Below are 18,522 nucleotides of genomic sequence, written 5' to 3' on the forward strand. Positions count from 1 at the left end.
ATGCACCCATATATCGGCGTCAGCGTCGCAGTGGCCCAGATGCCGACCGCGTCAACACACCCGTGACCCGACCGCCGGGCCGTAGCCGCGAGGACCGCCACCCGAACCCACACGCCCCCCACCCTGGTCGGACCCGACGCCGGCCTGCCCACCCACATCGTGAAGGAGATCTGTTGATGACAATCAGCCCTGACCGCCTGACCCGTCCTGGCGCCTTGCGCATCTTCGAGTTCGGCGACCATCGCATCACCTATCTACCCGACGGTTTCGCGACCCTCGACCCCCGCGCCTGGCTACCCGAATCCACCGAACAGTTCTGGCGCGACCACGCCACCCTGCTCAACGTCGAAGGTGACCTCACCGCCAGCATCGGGGGCTTACTCGTCGAGCACGGTGACCAGAGCCTTCTCATCGATACCGGATTCGGACCATCGCAGATCCCGACACCGTTCGGGTGGATGGTCGGTGGACAACTCTTGGAAAGCCTTGCCGCCGTGGGCAAAACACCCGCCGACATCGACCTGATCGCGCTCACCCACCTGCACCTCGACCACATCGGCTGGCTGTGGCAGACCACACCCACCAGTCCTTTCGCTGATACACCGGTCCTGGTCGGGGACACCGAATGGGACACCCGCGACCTCGCTCTCGTTGACGGGATCAGCCCCCAGATGCTCGAGGTATTCGCCGACCATGTCAACCCGATCGCCGATGGCGAGGACATCTTTCCCGGCGTGCGCGCCATCGCCACACCTGGACACAGCCTCGGCCACACCGGGTTTGTGATCAGCTCACGCGGACACCGCCTCATCGCATTCGGTGACGCACTGCAAACCCCGATCCAGGTCAGCCACCCGCACCTGACCGCAGCACCCGATGACGACCCCGCCCAATCGGTGAGCACCGCCAAATGGCTCCTCGACGAACTCACCGCGCGCTACACCCTGGGGTTTGGACTGCACTTCGCCGACGTGCAACTTGGACGCGTCACCGATGTCGACGGCGTGAGCACCTGGCGACCGCAGTGAAAACCCTGCCGTACCTCCGCCGTCCACACGGCCCACCCAACGCTGGGCGATGTGCCGCATCCGATCACGGCAAAACACACCAGACCTACCACGCGACAAGGAGACTCCTGTGCCGTCAGCATCCCTACGAACCACAGACCCCTACCAGTCAGAGCGGCAGCCGGTGGAGATCCGGCGCGCCCGAGGCCGTGCCGAACTGCTGAAGTTCCAGCAGTGGCATGAGCTGGCGGACAACACCGGCGCTCGCGCTGCCGCAGCACACCTCGCCGCCCTCGACGACGCCGGAATGCTCTCGGCCGCGTTGAACGGTGGCCCCCTGCTGTCGGAACATAGCGCTCTCGGGCGTGGTGGTGTCGCTGCCCTGGCAGCAGCACGAACGATGGCGCTGGTCGCGGTCGCAGACAGGCGCATCATCGGCGGCCTGACCGGCGGACCATCGATCCCGCTGGCGCTTCAAGTAGCTGAGCACGGTCAACACGCAGTAGTTCATGTTGCGTTGAACACCATCATGATTCGCGCCGTCGCGGTGGTACCCCAACACTGCGGCTACGGGGTAGGCCGCGCCCTAATGCGCGAGGCCGTCGCGATCGCACGCCGCGCCCACGTACCCATCATCTACGGACAGTTCAACACCGCCACAGCCGGACTGGACGAGTTCTATCGACGTTGCGGAATGACAGTCATCAAGCCCGGGGCGGCCTTAGCCTTCAGCGACTACCTCGCGGCACCGGTGCGGCACGTGCCTCCGGCGGGCCACGCCTTGTTCTACCTACCCTCGGCCTCAGCGGATCGGACGGGCGAATCCTCTCGCCCCGCGCGGTGACCAGTTGGCCGTGCATGGCACTGGATCAACTCGCCACATCACCCGCGCGGCGATGGGCAATACTTGTCGGCTGTGGCGATGCCGACGTTGCGAGAAATAGCCGAACAAGCCCATAGCGACGGACACGAGACGCTGAGTCTGGGTGCGCGCGTGCGTTATCGCAGCACGAACACCAGCGAATTCGACGCCTGCATGGACTGGTGTGCATAGCTGTGGATGCATGTGGATGAGTACGACGACACCGCAGTCAGCGTGGGCTGCATCGACTTCCTCACCATCCGCCTCGGCGGCGAGCATATCAGTGCCGACATCCTGTGCGTTTCGGCGATCGAGTCGGCGGCCTGACCGATGTTGAAAGCAGTCGCGTTGTGGGATGCGAGCTTTCGGTGCGCCGACCCGATGCTCTCGTGGGTAGATCTCTGCTGATCCGGGCCTGACCGATTCGCACGCCTCCGGGTAGCCGAAACGATGTAACCGGCATCACGGTGATCGGCAATTTCTGGTGTGTTTGGTTGGCGCACTGTAGATTTCGGTGTCAGGCGAGGGCGGGAAGGGTCCGTCCCGAACCTCATGGGGGTTTGGTTATGTCCAGCAATTTCGACGTCCGTGGTTCCGATCTCGAAGATGAACGGATCATGGCGGAATATCGCGGTACCACCGAACGTGTCTGCGACGACGGGGACCTGGCGGAGGCGGGCATGATCTCCGAGGTGGACCTACGACTGTTGGGCTACCGCAAGGAAGACTTGGAGTCGCTTTTCGGTCCCCGCACCGAGATCACAGCAAGTGGTCGCCAGGTATGGAACCTCGACCACGTCCGGGCGGTCGAAACACAACAGCTGGGCCCGTTTCGCGGACGCATCATGCGGGAGTTGCGATACTGCCTCAATATCGAGACCGCTCTCGAGACACTCGAGCACCTGTTCGACAGTCTGGGCCAGCCCGCGCTCGAACGGTAGAGCCATCGAGGCAGTTTAGTGTCGGAAAAACGCGTCTCTAGGCAGCTCAGCATGCAGCTCCTATTCCAGACCCTGCGACCTGGGGATTCCCATCCTCATTGCCCTCCAGAACCCCCGAATTCTGCGGAGCGCGGGGATGAGCAGGCCCATCCGGTGCGTATGGCTGTGCAATTGCCCGACGTGGGCATGTTCAGGAAACGGGTCGGTCCGCAGGGGCAGCAGGACATCCCAGGCATCACCGAAGTAGCGGGCGAGGGTGGAAGGGCCGTCTATATTCCGAGGTTGAGGTTGGGCCAGGGGATCTGGACAAGGTCGTAGATCGAGTCACCCCAGCACACCCAGGTGCGCATTGATTTTCCATCCGCTGCAGCAGCGATGTCGAGCGGTGGCGGTGAAAATCCTTTCGCTGCTTGCTGAGCATCAGGATTCATAGGGACACATCATTGCGTGACTTCGAATGTAGTGCGGCTATGTGGGTTTCGTTGGCTAGGGGTGGTCGGCCGCGAAGAGCGGGAACGGAGATCGAGGCATGCATACCCGTAATCGGAACCCGATCGGCGCGCCTGGTGACGGTGGGCTGTGATGAACTAGTTTCTGTGCCAGCCGATTCCGAGTCTTGCCCGAGCGCATCACTCCTGACAACCACGGCGACGCCAGTGGTTCTACCGCAAGATGTCCGGACTGCGATGGAGTAGTGCGCGGCCCGGCTCGACGGTCACGGAGCTGTGGCCCTGTGCGGATTTCCAGCTTCTGGAAAGTCCACGGCAGCCAATTATTTGGCCTCACTGGTGGGTGCGACCGTTTGGGCAAGGACACTCTGGCGCCGGGGCTCGAGCAAGCCGTGATGCGAAAACTGACCGGTGATCCGCACGACCGTGACAGCGAAACCTACCGACGATTGATCGCACCGCACATCTACGACGCCCTGCTTCGCACCGCCCTGACCGTTGCAGCCAAACATCCCGTCGTGCTCGACGCGCCGTTTCTCGAAGTCATCCGCCAAGCAGCCCGTGCCTGTGTGCCGCTCTCTGTGCAGATGCTGGCGCGTTCTGGCATCAGTTCCGTGCCACCGCTTTCCACGGTGTGGCTCGGCTGCCCGGCAGAACAGATCCGATCCCGGATGATCGCCCGCGGCGCTGAGCGCGACAACCCGAAACTTGCCGACTGGCCTCCGGAATCGGCCTCACCGCTTACCCTTCCCGCTCGAAACCGCAAGGCGGGCCACCCCCGGGGGCCTCGGTCAGGGAAACGAAAATCTGGCCGGCGTGCTCGACGCAACAGTGCGTGACCCTTCCAGGTCGGGCCCTGGCGCCAAGCTCTCAATCGGGATCACATACCCAAGGAATTATCGGCGTCAGCGAGGCGACCCGACCGCCAGTGTTTCACGCCTACGAGGCGTCCCGGCCCGGATCAGGGGAGCTCTCAAGCTCGAAGATCGCTCAACCGGTAGCGGCGGTATCGGACCATGCGGACGTATTGAGGACCGCGGCTATTGGATGCCCATGCGGCGAGCGTCTTCTGCGGGATCTGGAGTCGCCTGGCCACGTCCTCGGTGGTGAGCCAGATGTCATCAGCGTCATCGCTGATGTCGCCGATCGGCGCTGAGGAAGAGTGGCGATCTTGTCGTGGCGATCGCCGGGTGAAGCTGTTTCGGTTTCGAGGAGTACCCCGAAGTGGGTACAATTTCGCACTCACGCGAATAGAGGTGGAGCGCAAAAGGGGGATTGGTGCGTCGAGTGGTGCGGCGCCGGATGAGACTTCGGCTGATGGCGGGCTTGGTGGGGCGGCGGTGCTGGTCGTCCTCGCGACGGCCACTTCCGCGGCGGATCCCGTGGTCGAGTTGAATGCGTACTGTCAGGACCACGGCGCGGTGTCGCGACTTGCGAACGGTCGCATAGTGTATTGCACGCAAGTACAGCGGACCGACGCATTCGTGTGGTCCTACAGCCGCGATCCCATCCCGCTTGATCCCAACTCCCGTGGGTACAGTTGCGACGGCGATACGTGTCGATGGCCCGACGGCAGCACTGTGCCGAACTATCTCCGATGCGGAATTCTCTGCGGTGAACCGCCCACCAGTGGCGACGTCCAGAGTGGTCTGCGCGACTGCTTCGGCGCGGGCACCGATTTCGAGGAGTGCGAAGCAAGCATTCGCTGAGCGCCGATGTAGCTCCCCGTCAGCGCGATTGGGGTTGATTACCTTCTGTGGTAAAGGCATTGGAGAAGCTCGATCAGCGTGATCCGAGACGATCTCGGTGGAGGACGCTTCGCTCTCAGTGTGACGGACTTCATGTGACTGGACCGTGCGGTTTCTGTCCGGCCCAGACCTTTGAGCGACATCCAAGAGAAAATTCACTGTTCACGGTCGGGCCAGTACCGCTTGGATTGGAAGTATTGTGTGGCTTCGGGGGAGTCGTTGTAGTCGAGGAGGTTGCCGACTTTTTTCGCCAGGACTCGGCGTACTTGTTCGGGTGTGGCGAAGAAGAATTCGCGGCGAGTGTTGGCGTGGTTCAGTCGTGCCGGACCGAATTCTTTGTGGAGCTGGTTTTCGAGTGTGACTGCGTCGTCGGAGAAGTAGACGGCGTGGACGTCGAAGGGGAAGGGGACGGATGCGCCGCCGAGTTCGCGGACTCGGTCGAGTGGTTCGAGTCGGCGGGTTAGTCCGATCTTGACGACGTTGGGTCCGAAGGCGCCGATGTTGGAGATGACGTAGACGTAGCCTGCGCGGATGTTGGCTGCGCGGTAGTCGTTCTGTGCGATCGCGTTGGTGATGCGGGTGAGTTGTTGTTCGATGTCGCGGGTGTCGTGTCCGGTGGCGGTGAGTCGTTGTAGCACGGCTCGGTAGTGTGCTTGTTCTTTCTCGAGTCGTTCGCGTTCGGCGGCGAGTTCTTGTTCGACTTTGCGTTCCTCGCGCAGGCGTTCGCGTTCCTCACGGGCGGTTTCTCGTTCTTGTTGCACCTTCATCATGTAGTCGGCGGTGAGTTCGAGTTCGGTGATCCGCAGTCTGTGATAGGCCGGTGCCACACGCATTTGCATTGCCGCGCCGAGCTTTTCGATGTCTTTGGCGGCTTTGTCGAGTCGTCGTTTGGCGGTGTCGAGGTTGCCGGCGCGTATGGTTCGGACGCAGTTTTCGGCTTCGGCGTTGTATGCCCGCAGCATGAGCTTGGACAGGTCGGCGGTCAACCGGCGGCCTTCGGCGAGGGAGTTGTTGAAGCTGAACTTGTTGGCCACCACGATGGCCTCGCTGGTCTTGACTGCTTGGCGTATGTCGGTGCGCAGCGCGGCGAGGGTTTGTTTGTAGCTGTCGGCGTTGTCCAGCGGATGGTGATATTCGTAGATTCCCACCTCCTGAAGCACCAGTGCGTCGTCGACGGTGATGAAGTCGGGATGGTTGTGTGGTGGTGTGGCGGCTGAGGACGGGCGGCTTGCCAGTTGTGCGGTGAGTTCTTGGACGCGGTCGTGCAGGTCGGCGGCTTCGCGTTCCTTGACGACCAGCATCTTGCGCAGTCCGACGATCATGGCTTGGGGGTCGTTCATCCGCGCACTCCGTGATTTGCCAAGGGCGCCAGCCCGTAGGGGTTTTTTGATACCGCGGCGGCGAGGTGAGTCAATGTGGCTGGCGGCTGCGCCCGTGACAGGTCGATCGGCAGGAAATCTGCGCGGTCGGTGGCCAGCTGGACGAGGTCGATGCGGGTGTCGTGGCCGGTCGCGCTGTCGACGGCATCGACGGCGACGGTGAGTGCGATGCTGTCGATGATTTCTTCCCGATCGGCTTCGAACACTTCGTGTACTGTCCGTAGCGCGGTCTGCGCGATCGCCGATGCGTAGCGGCGTTTGACCTCGGCCGCCGCCAAAGCGGTTGGGGTGATTTCGTCGGTAGTTTTGTTGTAGCGGAACGCTTTCGTTGTCGGGAAGGTGTCGGGATGCGGAGCCAGGACCGTGATGTGTAGTTCGCGGTCGCTTGCGTCGAAGCGGTGTTCGTAGGACACCTCGAAGGTTTCGGGGTAGATCGAGTTGGCCAGCACGATGCCGACGTATTCGTCCATCGCGGCGGGCTGGCGGTCGCGTAAACCGGCGATCAGCCGGTCCAAGCGTGCGTTCGATTCTTCGACCTGTCTGCGATGGTCGGTGGTTGCTTGCTCGAGTCGGCGACGAGCATCGCCCAGCTCCGCGACACGCGAGGCTTCCCGCTGTCGCCAACCGGCGCGAAGCTCCGCGTTCGCAGCACATGTACCGGCGAGTGTCAGCAGCCACTGCTGCACAACGTTCAGGTATTCCCGCTGCGCTGCCTCCAGTTGGGCTGCGTGCCTGCGGTTTCCGCCCAGAGCACTGCTCAGACCTGAAGGCGGCACCGGTGGCACGAAGCTCGGGCGATCCGGCAGTGCGTGGTAGCGGGGGGCCGGTGATGGTGTGAGCAATTCGGGACGATCGAACGGGAGGTGTCTGGCCGATTCGCGCAGCGACTCGAGGTCGACCCAGTCATCGACTTCCAACGTGGCGTTGAGGAGGTTGTCGATCTCGTCGTAGGTGACAGCGAGCTGTGCGTTCTTCTCCTCGGCCGCTGCCTCTCGGGCAGCAATGTGGGCGAGTTTGGCGGCCTTCTCCGCGGCCGCGCGTTCGGCGGCCGAGGCGCGCATGGCTGTTGCCGCTGCTCGTTGCTGTTCCCGGGCGGAGCGTTGTGCCTCCCGCACAGCCGTGTTGTGCGCCCGTATCGCTGCTCGTTGTTGTTGTGCCTGCCGTTGCTGAGCCAGCCTCTGCTGGTACTGCAATTCAGCGAAGAAACCCCTGCGCCGCGCCACCCCGCGCCACCCCTCTTCCGATACTTCGACATGATCCGGCCGTACAACCGCGGCCGCAGTTACTGTCGCGACAAAGCCAGCGCCGTTACACACACCACACGCTCGCCCTTCCGGCTATCAACGCTTGAGCATGGCCTGACGACTAGTGACACCGCCCAGAGGGTGCCGACCAGCATCCCGGCCCGCGCCCTGCTGCTGCTCAGTTCGGTTGTGGTCTGCGGCATTTCGCTGTAGCAGGTGCTGCACCAGCGGCCGAACAATGGTGGTGACCGTGGCCGTTGCTTGGTTTTGGATGACCAGCCCGAAGACCACGGACACCAGTCTGGTCATGATCGCGTCCAGGTGGACCGTCAGGTCGGTGGACATGCTGGCCCCCGCCAGAGTCGGAGAACGCGATAGAGAACGCGTCGATGCTGGCTTCGCAGTCCTCCGATACGGTCTCGCGCCCCGGGTTTTCGAAGAGCGCTGACAGAAACGAACTGTTTGTGGTGACGTGATGCGGTGCTGTCACGCATTCGGCGAAGATCGATTCGGGTGGATACCCGCACCTCACTCCGATCTGGCTTCGGCGAAGGCAAATCTGAGGTGGGGGTTCAAGTCCGGAGGGGGTATCGACCAGTACGCCAACCTCCTGCAACACCGAAAACTGCTGGTCATCGGCAAATAGCGGTGGTGCGACCGTTCTGGTCCGTTTCGCCCGTAGGTGCGTGCCCCCGGGCGGGCACGCACCACATCGGCAAACCGCGGGTCATCGCAGACATGTATCGATCTGAGCGTCGCGATGACACTGCGCGGCCAGTCGACCGCTCACGAGTCGATCGTTGCGGGCGACGGTGGCGTCGTCCCGAGCTTCCGATGCGGGGGCGCGCCATCTTGTGTCTTAGGCGGATTGGAGGTCGACAGTCGTGCTGGGCGGCCTGAGCGCGATGCTGTCGGGGCCATCGCCGCAGACTCGGGGCCGAGTCTGCCTGTGGCACTGGATGTCCGAGGTGAGGAGTCGATTGAGGGCAGGCCGCATGGCGCGAGTCCTCGCTGCTAGTGATTCTTCGTCTTCTTCGCGGTCGGGGGTGTGACCGCACACAGGCCGGAGATCAGCAGGTTGATTCCGCGTCGCTGCAGCTCCTCGACATGGTCGAAATCGTCGGTGCTGCCCTCGCGTACCCAGTGGTTGTACGCCTGTCGAACCGTGTGCAGGATGAGTTTCGCCGGCAGCGTGCGGAGGAACGGGTCTGTGCCGAGATCGATTCGGGTGGAGAGGAATTCGGTGACCGGCTCCCACAGCCGCTCACCCCAGTCCACCCAGCGGAGCCGATACTGCGGGTCGTTGTTGATCAGGACCATGAAGTCGTGATCGAAGTCCGGCACTTCTCGGCGTCGAATCTCGGCGGTGAACGCGTCTACGAGGGTGTCAACCGGATCGGCATCGGGGGCGGCCTCCGCGAGCACTTGGAGAATGATCTCCTCGGTACGCCGGAACAAGGGCATCACCACGTCTTCCTTGACCGGGAAGTGGCGATGGAAGGTACGGGGGGCAATCCCGACGATCTCGCAGATCCGCTCGACGGTTGCCGAGGTGTTCCCGTCGGCGATGAACAGATCGCGTGCGGTGAGCGCGATGGTGAGCCGTAACTCTTCCGCACGGCGCTCGGTCAGCGTGGGCTTGGCCGCCTTGCTCATTGGGAATCTCCCCTCGGTTCTGTCTCGGCTAACAGTAGTGCTGGTGCGGGCTGCTTCTGGCCGACTGCCCGTCCAGCGGACTTCTGCCAGGCGGAGTGTGACCTGCTTTACATTTCGCTGAGGCCGTGCTTAGACTCACATGTGTCAGATTATGACACATAGTCAGAAACTGACATATTGCTGAGCGGTCGGAGGTAGACGTGGCAACGATGCAGATCGAAGAGGCCCCCACCGCGATGATCGATCGAGTGACGTCGCTGCTGGAAGCATTTGTCGGGCAGCGACCCCTCAAGCTGGCGGAGATCGCACGGCGTGTTCATCTGCCTCGCTCATCGACCCATCGCATCCTGCAGCGGTTGGTGGAACTCGGATGGGTCGAACGACACGGGTACGAATACGCCCTGGGGATACGGATGTTCGAGCTCGGTTCGCAGGTGGTGCGCCAGCGCACTGTGCACGAGGCGGCGCTGCCGGTGATGACCGAGCTGAATCGACGCACCGGGCTCACGGCGCATCTGAGTATTCTCGCGGGCGCTGAGATCCTGCATCTGGAGCGAGTCGGCCTGTGGCCCAACACCGGTCGTGAGTGGGCCGTAGGTGCGCGCCAGCCGGTCGAACTCAGCGCTGCCGGGCACGCGCTGCTGGCGTCGATGGATTCCGACCTGTGGCCGGATCTGCCCTTCGCGTCCACGCCGACTTGCTACAGCATCCGAACCCGGCTGCAGCTCGAGCGCGCGCTGCAGAAGGTCCGCGACCGTGGCGGAGTGGCCGTCGATGCCCAGGGCAGTGCGCTCGGGGTGAGCGTGGTCGCGGCACCGATCGGCATCGACGTGGAGGAGGGCCGTGGTCGCGTCGCCCTGTCGTTGTGCGGGCCGACCCGCTCCATCAAGACCGACGCGGTCGTTGCGATGGTCCGCAGCGCCGCGGTCGACATCTGGCACGCGGCCGCAGGTGTGCCGCGCCTACGTCCGCGTGTGGTGGCCCCGATGTATGTACGGCCGGCCGTGTCCGCCGCGGAGACGCAGATTCCCGGGTCGAACGTGCAGTCTCGCTGACCGCGAAGCACACCGACGGCCCCCGAACGAAAGAATCGGTGAGAAATCCATGACCGTGATAACCCCGGACCGGCCCACCTATGTCGTTGCGCCGGTTCCCGATGTCGAACATGGCGCCTTGGCTCGGGCGGTTGCCCAGGTCGAGCCGGGGTCGCTGTTGATGGCGCTGGTGCATATGACAGGCGACCTATCCTTGCTCGACGAATATCGGGACAAGCTCGCGGCAGCGGGAGAGCGGGTAAAAGCCGAAGGGCAGCAGCTGGATCCGGGCGGGTACCCCGACGATGTCGCCGCGCAGGTGCGAGCCCTGGCGCTGAAGATATTCGCCGAGGGGATGACACCGACCGTCACGGTGCCCGATGACGAGACCTTCCGTCGCATGGCCGAGGTCTGCGTGAACCAGCCTGTCGGAGCGGAATTCGTGGCACACCTGCGTGAGCAGGCAGGGTTCGAGTCGTCCCAGCGGGTCGTGCCCGTCACCCGCAAACCTCCGAGCGGGTTGCGTGTCGCCGTCATCGGTGCGGGGATGGTGGGGCTGAATGCGGCGATCAAGCTGGGGGAGGCCGGATTCGGCTACCACGTTTTCGAGAAGAGCGGCGACATCGGCGGCACGTGGTCGCGTAACACTTATCCGGGTGCGGCGGTAGATACTCCCAGCCACTTCTACTCGTACTCTTTCGAACTCAATCCGAGGTGGTCGAAGTACTACCCGGTGGGCCCGGAGTACTTGGACTACATGCACGGTGTAGCACGTAAGTACGGTCTGTACGAACATATTTCGCTCAACACCACGGTTGTCGCCTGTACCTGGTCGGATGGGGATCAGCTGTGGTCGGTGACCGTGCACGACGAGGAAGGGGTCGAGCGCACCGAGCGTTTCGACGCCATCGTCACGGCGACCGGCGTACTGAACTCTGCCCAGATTCCGGACATTCCGGGATTGGCGAGCTTCCGCGGTGAGATCATGCACACTGCCGAATGGCGTCACGACGTCGACATGCGGGACAAGCGGGTGGTGCTGCTGGGGACCGGCTGTACGGCAGTGCAGGTGGTGGTGAACCTCGTCGATCAAGTGCGCGCACTGGATGTCGTTGTGCGGCAACCACATTGGATCAGCCCCGAGCGCGCCGTGCGGCTCGATGTGCCGGAGGCTGTGCAGTGGGGATTCGAGCAAATTCCGTATCTGCACCAGTGGTTCCGGTTGAAGTCTTTCTGGCTGGCCGGTGACAATCTCTATCCGATTCCGCGTATCGATAGGGAATGGTTCGCGACGCACGTGTCAGCGTCGCCGGCCAACGACGCGGTCATGCAGGCGTGTCTGCAGCACATGGACAATGTGCTCGGCGATCGGCCGGATCTGAAAGCCAAACTGACACCGGACTTTCCGCCGTTCGCCAAGCGGATCGTCAAGGATCCAGGCTTCTTGTCGGCGCTCAAACGCGAGCATGTCGAACTGCACCGAGCATCGTTGCGTGAGGTTACTCCGGACGGCGTGATCACCTCCGAGGGGGAGTTCATCCCGGCAGACGTCATCGTGTTCGCGACCGGATTCAAACTGGAATTCCTGAGTTTCCTGGATGTGACGGGTCGGAACGGCCTGAAATTGTCCGAAGCGTGGGGGGACGAGGATCCGCGGGCGTATCTCGGTATCGCAGTGCCTGGATTCCCGAACTTCTTCACCACTGTTGGGCCCAATTCAGCGCCCAATCATGGTGGCGGGCACAACGTTCTGAGTGAGGAGCAAGTGCATTACATCATCGAGTGCCTGCAATACCTCGTCGAGAACGATCTCACCACCATGGAACCGACGCAGGCGGCCACCGACGCGTACAACACCAGGGTCGACGAGGAGCTGGACAAAACCGTCTGGCAGCACGCGAAGACCGCCACCGGGTATTACCGCAACAAGAATGGCCGTGCCTGGCTGGCAAGCCCGTGGCGGATCGTCGACTACTGGTCGATGCTGCGCGCGCCGAATCCAGCCGACTACCAGTTCACTTCGGAACGAAAGGCCTGATCCGCAGTGGATCGCGGACACTACGAGGCCGATCATCTGGCCTTCGCCGAGATGGCGCGCGGCTTCGCCCAGAAGGAAGTCGCCCCGCACTACCTGGAATGGGAGGACGCGGGCATCGTTCCGCGCGAGATCTTCACTCGGGCGGGCGAACTCGGCCTGCTCGGGTTCGCCGCTCCGCAGCAGTACGGCGGCCTCGGAGTCAGGGATTTCCGCTTCAACCAGATTCTCATCGAGGAATTCATGAACGCCGACTGCGGCGGCGTCGGCCTGAACTTCGCTGTGCACAATGACATCTGCACTCCCTACCTGGCCGAGCTGACCAACGAGGAACAACGCGGCCGGTGGCTGCCCGGATTCGTTTCCGGCAGGCTCATCGCGGCCATCGGCATGACGGAGCCGGTCGCCGGATCCGACGTGGCGGGAATCCGCACCGCGGCAGTCGACATGGGCGATCACTTCCTGGTCAATGGTGCGAAAACCTTCATCACCAACGGCACCAACGCTGATCTGGTGATCGCCGCCGTGCGAACCTCGCCCGATCGCCACCGCGGTATCACGCTCATGGTGCTCGAGCGCGACATGGCCGGATTCGAGCGCGGCCGCAATCTCGACAAGCTGGGGCTGCATTGCCAGGACACGTCCGAACTCAGCTTCACCGCCGTCGAGGTGCCGAAGGAAAATGTGCTCGGTGAGGTCGGACACGGCTTCGAGTACCTCATGCGGAACCTTGCCCAAGAGCGCATGCAGATCGCGGTCGGCAGCCTGGCGCGGGCCCGTGCGGCGCTGCGGACGACCATCGACTACGTCCGTACCAGAACGGCTTTCGGTCAGCAGATCGGTGCATTCCAGAACACGCGGTTCGCGCTGGCTGATGTGACAACCGAAGTTTCCGTGGCGGAAGCGTTCATCGACAAGTGCGTCCTCGAGCTCAACGCCGACCGCCTGAGCGGCGCGGACGCTGCTAAGGCCAAATTGTGGGCGACCGAGATGGAATTCCGCTGCCTCGACAGCTGTCAGCAGTTGTTCGGAGGCTACGGATATATGCGGGAATACCCGATCGCCCGTGCCGCCGCAGACGCCCGCATTACGCGAGTCTACGGCGGCACGTCGGAGATCATGCGCGAAATCATCGGCCGCGAACTGGCGTTGTCCGATCGCCCAGCGAAGGGAGCCTGAAGTGGCCGAATACACGACACTGCGCGTCGAGCGGCCGCGGCCGCAGATCGTGGTCGCCCGCCTGAACCGGCCGGAGCGGCTCAACGCCATCACCTTCCGTATGTTCGACGAATTCGCCGAACTCCAGGCCGAGATCGAAGCCGATCCTGACACCAGGGTGCTCGTGATCACCGGTAGCGGCCGGGGATTCTGCGCGGGTCTGGACCTCGATCAGGCGGCGATGCTGCCGGAGATGTCGGCGGCGCAGATGCTGAGCGGGCAGGAATCGTGGGCTCGCTCGGTGTCGGGATTCCAGCGCATGACGACGCCGGTGATCGCCGCGGTCAACGGAGCGGCCGCTGGGGCGGGACTGAGTCTCGCTCTGGCCGCCGATATCCGGATCGCTTCCACGACAGCGAAATTCAATGCCGCGTTCGTGCGTATCGGGCTCTCAGGCGGCGACCTCGGCACCTCATGGGCACTGCCGCGGCTGCTGGGGCTCGGCCGGGCCACCGAGATACTGCTCACAGGCCGGTTCGTCGACGCCGCAGAGGCGCTGCGGATCGGCCTGGTCACCGAAGTATGCGAACCGGACGATCTGCTGGACCGCGCCTTGGAGGTCGCCGAGCAGATCCGTGGCAACAGTCCGGTCGGCATGGCACTGACCAAACAGGTGATTCGGACCAACGTCGATGCGTCCTCGCTGGATGCCGCGCTATCGGTGGAGAACCGCAATCAAGTGCTTGCCACCCGGACCGCCGATATGCGCGAGGCGTTGGTGGCGTTCCGGGAGAAGCGTCTCCCGCGGTTCGTAGGGGAGTGACCATTCCATGCGTGAAGATGACTCCGGCGTGGTCGAATCGGTACGGAGAGCGCGAGGCCACGCACTAGGCGACATCCCGCGCCGCACCGCGCGTCGAGAACCTGGCAAAGTAGCACTCGTCGAGGGTGATGTCCGGTTGACCTTCGCCGAACTCGACGAGGCGATCGACCGCATCGCCGCTGCGCTGCTCTCGGCAGGACTCGAACGTGGTCAGCGGCTGGCGATTCTCGCGCACAATTGCTGGCAGTATCCGGTGCTGGTATTTGCCGCAGCGCGCATCGGCGTAGTGGTGGTGCCGATCAACTTCATGCTGAGCGCCGCCGAAGTGGCATACATCCTCGCGCACAGCCGCGCGGCCGCGTTGGTCGTCGAGGACGCGTTGGTATCGACCGCCGAAGAGGCGGATCGGCAGGCCGGCGGTCCGGTGCGCGTGCGCGCCGTGATCGGCTCGGGGTATCCCGGCTGGACGGATTTCGCCGAATGGCTGTCGCACGAGCGAACCCCGTTGCCGGACACGGTGATCGAGGACGACGATGTGGTGCGGCTGATGTACACCAGCGGCACCGAGTCGCGGCCCAAAGGGGCGATGCTGTCCAGCCGCTCCCTCATGTGGCAATACGTGAGCGTGATCGCCGGCGGCGGAATGGACGGCGACGACATCGAGATCCATTCACTGCCGCTGTACCACTGCGCCCAGCTGGACTGCTTCCTGACGCCGGATATCTATCTGGGCGCGACCAGCATCATCATGCCTCGTCCCGATCCAGAGGAGTTGCTCGCGGCCATCGAGCGGGAACGGGCGACGAAGCTCTTCGCCCCGCCCACGGTGTGGATCGGACTGCTGCGCTCGCCTGCCTTCGACAAGACGGACCTGAGCAGCCTGCGTAAGGGTTACTACGGCGCCTCGGCGATGCCCCGCGAGGTGCTGCTGGAGCTACAGCGGCGACTGCCCGGCGTCCGGCTGTGGAACTTCTACGGCCAGACGGAGATGGCGCCGACGGCCACCATTCTGGCGCCGGACGATCAGCTCCGGCGTCCCGGCTCGGCGGGACGGCCCGTACTCAACAACGAGACCATGGTCGTCGACGACGCGGACCGGCCGTTGCCGCCGGGGGAGGTCGGTGAGATCGTGCACCGCGGACCGCATGCCATGTCCGGCTACCACGACGATCCGGCCCGCACCGCAGCGGCATTCCGCAACGGCTGGTTCCATTCGGGCGATCTCGGATATCTCGATGCCGACGGCTACCTGTACGTGGTGGACCGAAAGAAGGACATGATCAAGACCGGCGGCGAGAACGTGGCCAGCCGGGAGGTCGAGGAAGCGCTCTACACCCACGAAAGCATCGCCGAGACCGCGGTCTTCGGTGTTCCCCACCCCACCTGGATCGAGGCGGTGGTCGCCGCCGTGGTACCGAAGGACGGGGCCCGGCTCGATCCCGACGACGTCATCAGCCATTGCCGCACGCGGCTGGCGGGCTACAAGACACCCAAGTACGTCGTCATCGTCGACGAACTGCCGAAAAACCCCAGTGGCAAGCTGCTCAAGCGGCAACTACGCGAACGGTTCTCGATGCTGGCCGGTTCCGAAACGCGCTGACGGCACTTTGGAGAATCGGGCGTCTACCCACTGGAACAGCCGGGACGGTGCCGGTCGTCACGCTCCTAGCCTGGCGGTATCGCGATCGGCACACCGCGGACGCGATGAGCGACACACCGCGGTAGGAACAGGCAGCCGCGGCACCCAACGACGGGAGATTCATTGTGAGCAAAGACATCTCGCTGACAGAACTGCAGGAACTGCTCGGCGCCTGGTGGCTTCACTACGACGCGGCGAACTACGACGAGCTGGCCGCCATGCTGGCCCCCGAGGTGAAGTACACGGTCCGCAGCGACACCGGGCAGACCGAATACGAGGAATTCATCCGGGCCGATCTCCAGGGCCGCGAGGCGACCATGGAATGGCTGAAGCCGCACCGGCTGGGCAGCCCGACGCCGCTGCGGCACATGGGAATCAACCTGCACCGCACCGGGATCGACCGCGAATCGACCACTTTTGCTTCCTACCTGCTGACCACTCAGGTGACCAACGGACTGCCGCAGTCGGTCGCCTCCGCCATCGTCACCGGCGCGGTGGCGCGCGGCCCTGAGGGCCTGTGGTTCACCGCCCAGCACATAGTGCTGGACACCCAGAACTCGGTGACGTTGGCCGAAGCCGAGGCCGTGCGCGCCGCCAAGTAGGCACAGTGCCAGGGGAATTCGAAACCGGGCGCTTGTTGCCGAGACGAGCGCCCACCCCGATCATGGAGGAAGATCAGCAGTGAGCACTCCGCAGGAGTCCTTCGGTGGCGGCGTCGCGGTGATCACGGGTGCCGGTGCGGGCATCGGCGCGGGCTTGGCCCGATATGCCGCCCTCGAGCTCGGTATGAGGGTGATGCTCGCCGACATCGACGCCCAAGCGATCGTCCGGCTCCGCGCGGAGCTTGAGTCGGCGGGAGCCGTGGCGGTCGAGATGGTTTGCGACGTGCGCGATCCGGATGCGGTGCAGCGCTTGGCCGACCGCGTGATCGCGGATATGGGGGCCGTGCGACTGCTGGTTAACAATGCCGGCGTCGAACAGTTCGGATATCTGTGGGACACCTCGGTCTGCGATTGGAATCGCCTGGTGGCGATCAATATCAATGGCGTCTTCCATGGAATCCGCTCGTTCCTGCCGCGTTTGATGGGCAATCCGGCTCCGTCCTGGGTGTGGAATCTGTCATCGGTGGGCGGCGTGGTGCCGTGGCCGTTGCAGGCGCCGTACATCATGAGCAAGCATGCGATTCTGGCGTTGACGGAATGCCTGCACCAGGAGGTCGAAATGGCCGGGCACGGAGACCACGTGCGAGTGCAGGCGGTGCTTCCGGGCGCGGTGGTGTCGAATATCTTCGATGCCGCCCACGGTGTCGATGTCGGTGACGTGGTCGCCGCCGAGGCGCAGCGAACCGCCATGCTAGCGGTGAAAGCCGCCGCGATGGATCCGCAACAGGCCGCGAAGGTTCTTTTCGAACAGGCGATATCCGGGGTGTTCTATCTGCTCACACAACCGGATTCGGTCGGAGCGGCGATGGACGAAAGGGCCGAGACACTCCGCAGCCGCCGTGCACCCACATTGCCGAGGGGCAGCCGCTACAGCCGGGCGGAGACGTAAGGCACACCACCGCAACACATTTCTACGACAGGAGTAGCACGATGCCGATTCCTCTACTCGATCCCGACGTCGCAGAGCGAATCGCGAGCCTCGGGCACCTCGAACCGATGCGAAAACGAGGGTTGTCGGCGGTCCGTACGGGACTGGAATCGATGCCGCTGCCCGGCGGCCTGCCCGAGATGGTCGATATCAGCGCACGCACGATTCCCGGGCCGCACGGGGACATTCCACTGCGGATCTACCGGCCCGCATTCGATCAGAACGCACCGGTTCTGGTCCACCTGCACGGCGGTGGACTGGTGATGGGCTCGAACGCCTCATTCGAACCGCTGGCTCGCAATTTGGCCGGGGTCACGGGTGCGACGGTCGTGGGCGTCGATTATCGGCTCGCGCCGGAATACGCACCTCCGGTGCAGTTCGACGAGTCCTATGCGGCGACCGCGTGGGTGGCCGACCACGCCGTCGAACTGGGTATCGACGCAACGCGTCTGGCAGTGGTCGGCGACAGCGCCGGTGGCGCGCTGGCCGCGAGCGTTGCACTGGCAGCACGGGATCGCGGCGGACCCGACATACTGTGCCAGGTGCTGCTGTATCCAGGGCTGGATCGCGACATGGGCGCGGCGTCGATGGTTGCGATGCCCGATGCGCCGATGCTGGAGCGCGACGACATCTTTTTCATGCACGAAACCGCGGACGCCGATGCGGGTGAACCGCAAGACCCCTACCGGTTACCCGCCTACGCTGCTGATCTGAGCGGGCTGCCGCAGGCCATCGTCGTCACCGGTGAATGTGATCCGATCCGAGACTGGGGCGAGCGTTACGCGCAGCGTCTGCGCGATGCCCGCGTGCAGACCACTCTCACCCGCTATCCCGGTGTACTGCACGGGTTTCTGATGCGTGCCGAAAGTGCGCGTGCCCGACTCGCCATCGCCGAGACCGGTTTGCTGCTACGCGCCAAATTCACTCACCCGCTGCCCTTCTGATACGGGACGGAGG

At 63.8% G+C, this 18,522-nt stretch carries 18 protein-coding genes; 13 read left to right on the forward strand and 5 right to left on the reverse strand.

Translation table 11 applies throughout. The annotated features are described in order from the left end of the window. Nucleotides 1-176: 176 nt before the first annotated feature. From AB0L58_RS17565 to AB0L58_RS17585, 5 genes are all read left to right on the forward strand, one after another. A complete protein-coding gene (locus AB0L58_RS17565; RefSeq protein WP_364387732.1) occupies nucleotides 177-1,028 on the forward strand; it encodes an MBL fold metallo-hydrolase in 852 nt (283 codons plus the stop codon). A 109-nt stretch (nucleotides 1,029-1,137) separates the two neighbouring features. After that, nucleotides 1,138-1,851, forward strand: a complete 714-nt coding sequence (locus AB0L58_RS17570) for a GNAT family N-acetyltransferase (protein ID WP_364387734.1) — start codon at nucleotides 1,138-1,140, stop codon at nucleotides 1,849-1,851. Nucleotides 1,852-2,073: 222 nt separating this feature from the next. Continuing rightward, complete coding sequence (locus AB0L58_RS17575) at nucleotides 2,074-2,196, forward strand: hypothetical protein (RefSeq protein ID WP_364387736.1); 123 nt, start codon at nucleotides 2,074-2,076, stop codon at nucleotides 2,194-2,196. A gap of 239 nt (nucleotides 2,197-2,435) precedes the next feature. Further along, nucleotides 2,436-2,810, forward strand: coding sequence for a hypothetical protein (locus AB0L58_RS17580; RefSeq protein WP_364387738.1), 375 nt, complete (start codon nucleotides 2,436-2,438; stop codon nucleotides 2,808-2,810). A 733-nt stretch (nucleotides 2,811-3,543) separates the two neighbouring features. Further along, nucleotides 3,544-4,098 carry an AAA family ATPase gene (locus AB0L58_RS17585; protein WP_364387740.1) on the forward strand — a complete coding sequence of 185 codons (555 nt, stop codon included), beginning with the start codon at nucleotides 3,544-3,546 and terminating at the stop codon, nucleotides 4,096-4,098. A 134-nt stretch (nucleotides 4,099-4,232) separates the two neighbouring features. Here the strand turns inward: AB0L58_RS17585 and AB0L58_RS17590 are convergent, their stop codons facing one another. The 5 genes from AB0L58_RS17590 to AB0L58_RS17610 form a co-directional block, all read right to left on the reverse strand. Continuing rightward, nucleotides 4,233-4,625, reverse strand: a complete 393-nt coding sequence (locus tag AB0L58_RS17590) for a helix-turn-helix domain-containing protein (protein ID WP_364387742.1) — start codon at nucleotides 4,623-4,625, stop codon at nucleotides 4,233-4,235. Between the two features lie 537 nt (nucleotides 4,626-5,162). Beyond that, the gene (locus AB0L58_RS17595; protein ID WP_364387744.1) at nucleotides 5,163-6,347 is read right to left on the reverse strand and encodes a DUF4041 domain-containing protein; all 1,185 of its coding nucleotides are present in this window, start codon (nucleotides 6,345-6,347) and stop codon (nucleotides 5,163-5,165) included. Continuing rightward, the gene (locus AB0L58_RS17600; protein WP_364387746.1) at nucleotides 6,344-7,501 is read right to left on the reverse strand and encodes a hypothetical protein; all 1,158 of its coding nucleotides are present in this window, start codon (nucleotides 7,499-7,501) and stop codon (nucleotides 6,344-6,346) included. The genes AB0L58_RS17595 and AB0L58_RS17600 overlap by 4 nt, the downstream gene beginning before the upstream one ends. Nucleotides 7,502-7,726: 225 nt before the next feature. After that, nucleotides 7,727-7,975 carry a hypothetical protein gene (locus AB0L58_RS17605; RefSeq protein WP_364387748.1) on the reverse strand — a complete coding sequence of 83 codons (249 nt, stop codon included), beginning with the start codon at nucleotides 7,973-7,975 and terminating at the stop codon, nucleotides 7,727-7,729. Nucleotides 7,976-8,644: 669 nt separating this feature from the next. Further along, entirely contained in the window at nucleotides 8,645-9,286 is a 642-nt protein-coding gene (locus AB0L58_RS17610; protein WP_364387750.1) for a TetR/AcrR family transcriptional regulator, read from the reverse strand. Nucleotides 9,287-9,495: 209 nt separating this feature from the next. On the opposite strand from AB0L58_RS17610, the gene AB0L58_RS17615 reads away from it, so the two are divergent. The 8 genes from AB0L58_RS17615 (at nucleotide 9,496) to AB0L58_RS17650 (ending at nucleotide 18,509) form a co-directional block, all read left to right on the forward strand. Then, a complete protein-coding gene (locus AB0L58_RS17615) occupies nucleotides 9,496-10,341 on the forward strand; it encodes an IclR family transcriptional regulator (RefSeq protein ID WP_364388249.1) in 846 nt (281 codons plus the stop codon). Nucleotides 10,342-10,390: 49 nt separating this feature from the next. After that, the gene (locus AB0L58_RS17620) at nucleotides 10,391-12,358 is read left to right on the forward strand and encodes an NAD(P)-binding domain-containing protein (RefSeq protein ID WP_364387752.1); all 1,968 of its coding nucleotides are present in this window, start codon (nucleotides 10,391-10,393) and stop codon (nucleotides 12,356-12,358) included. Nucleotides 12,359-12,364: 6 nt separating this feature from the next. Then, entirely contained in the window at nucleotides 12,365-13,534 is a 1,170-nt protein-coding gene (locus tag AB0L58_RS17625; RefSeq protein ID WP_364387754.1) for an acyl-CoA dehydrogenase family protein, read from the forward strand. Between the two features lies 1 nt (nucleotide 13,535). After that, complete coding sequence (locus AB0L58_RS17630; protein WP_364387756.1) at nucleotides 13,536-14,336, forward strand: enoyl-CoA hydratase-related protein; 801 nt, start codon at nucleotides 13,536-13,538, stop codon at nucleotides 14,334-14,336. Nucleotides 14,337-14,343: 7 nt separating this feature from the next. Further along, nucleotides 14,344-15,936 carry an acyl-CoA synthetase gene (locus AB0L58_RS17635; RefSeq protein ID WP_364387758.1) on the forward strand — a complete coding sequence of 531 codons (1,593 nt, stop codon included), beginning with the start codon at nucleotides 14,344-14,346 and terminating at the stop codon, nucleotides 15,934-15,936. Nucleotides 15,937-16,100: 164 nt separating this feature from the next. Then, on the forward strand, nucleotides 16,101-16,577 hold the full coding sequence (locus AB0L58_RS17640; protein ID WP_364387760.1) for a nuclear transport factor 2 family protein: 477 nt from the start codon (nucleotides 16,101-16,103) through the stop codon (nucleotides 16,575-16,577). Between the two features lie 79 nt (nucleotides 16,578-16,656). Continuing rightward, nucleotides 16,657-17,526: an SDR family NAD(P)-dependent oxidoreductase gene (locus AB0L58_RS17645; protein WP_364387762.1), complete on the forward strand. Its 870-nt coding sequence runs from the start codon at nucleotides 16,657-16,659 to the stop codon at nucleotides 17,524-17,526. Nucleotides 17,527-17,567: 41 nt separating this feature from the next. Further along, nucleotides 17,568-18,509 (forward strand): alpha/beta hydrolase, encoded by a 942-nt coding sequence (locus tag AB0L58_RS17650; protein WP_364387764.1) that lies wholly within the window; start codon nucleotides 17,568-17,570, stop codon nucleotides 18,507-18,509. Nucleotides 18,510-18,522 lie beyond the last annotated feature (13 nt).

The organism is Nocardia sp. NPDC052112 (assembly GCF_040680135.1).
Lineage (GTDB): Bacteria > Actinomycetota > Actinomycetes > Mycobacteriales > Mycobacteriaceae > Nocardia.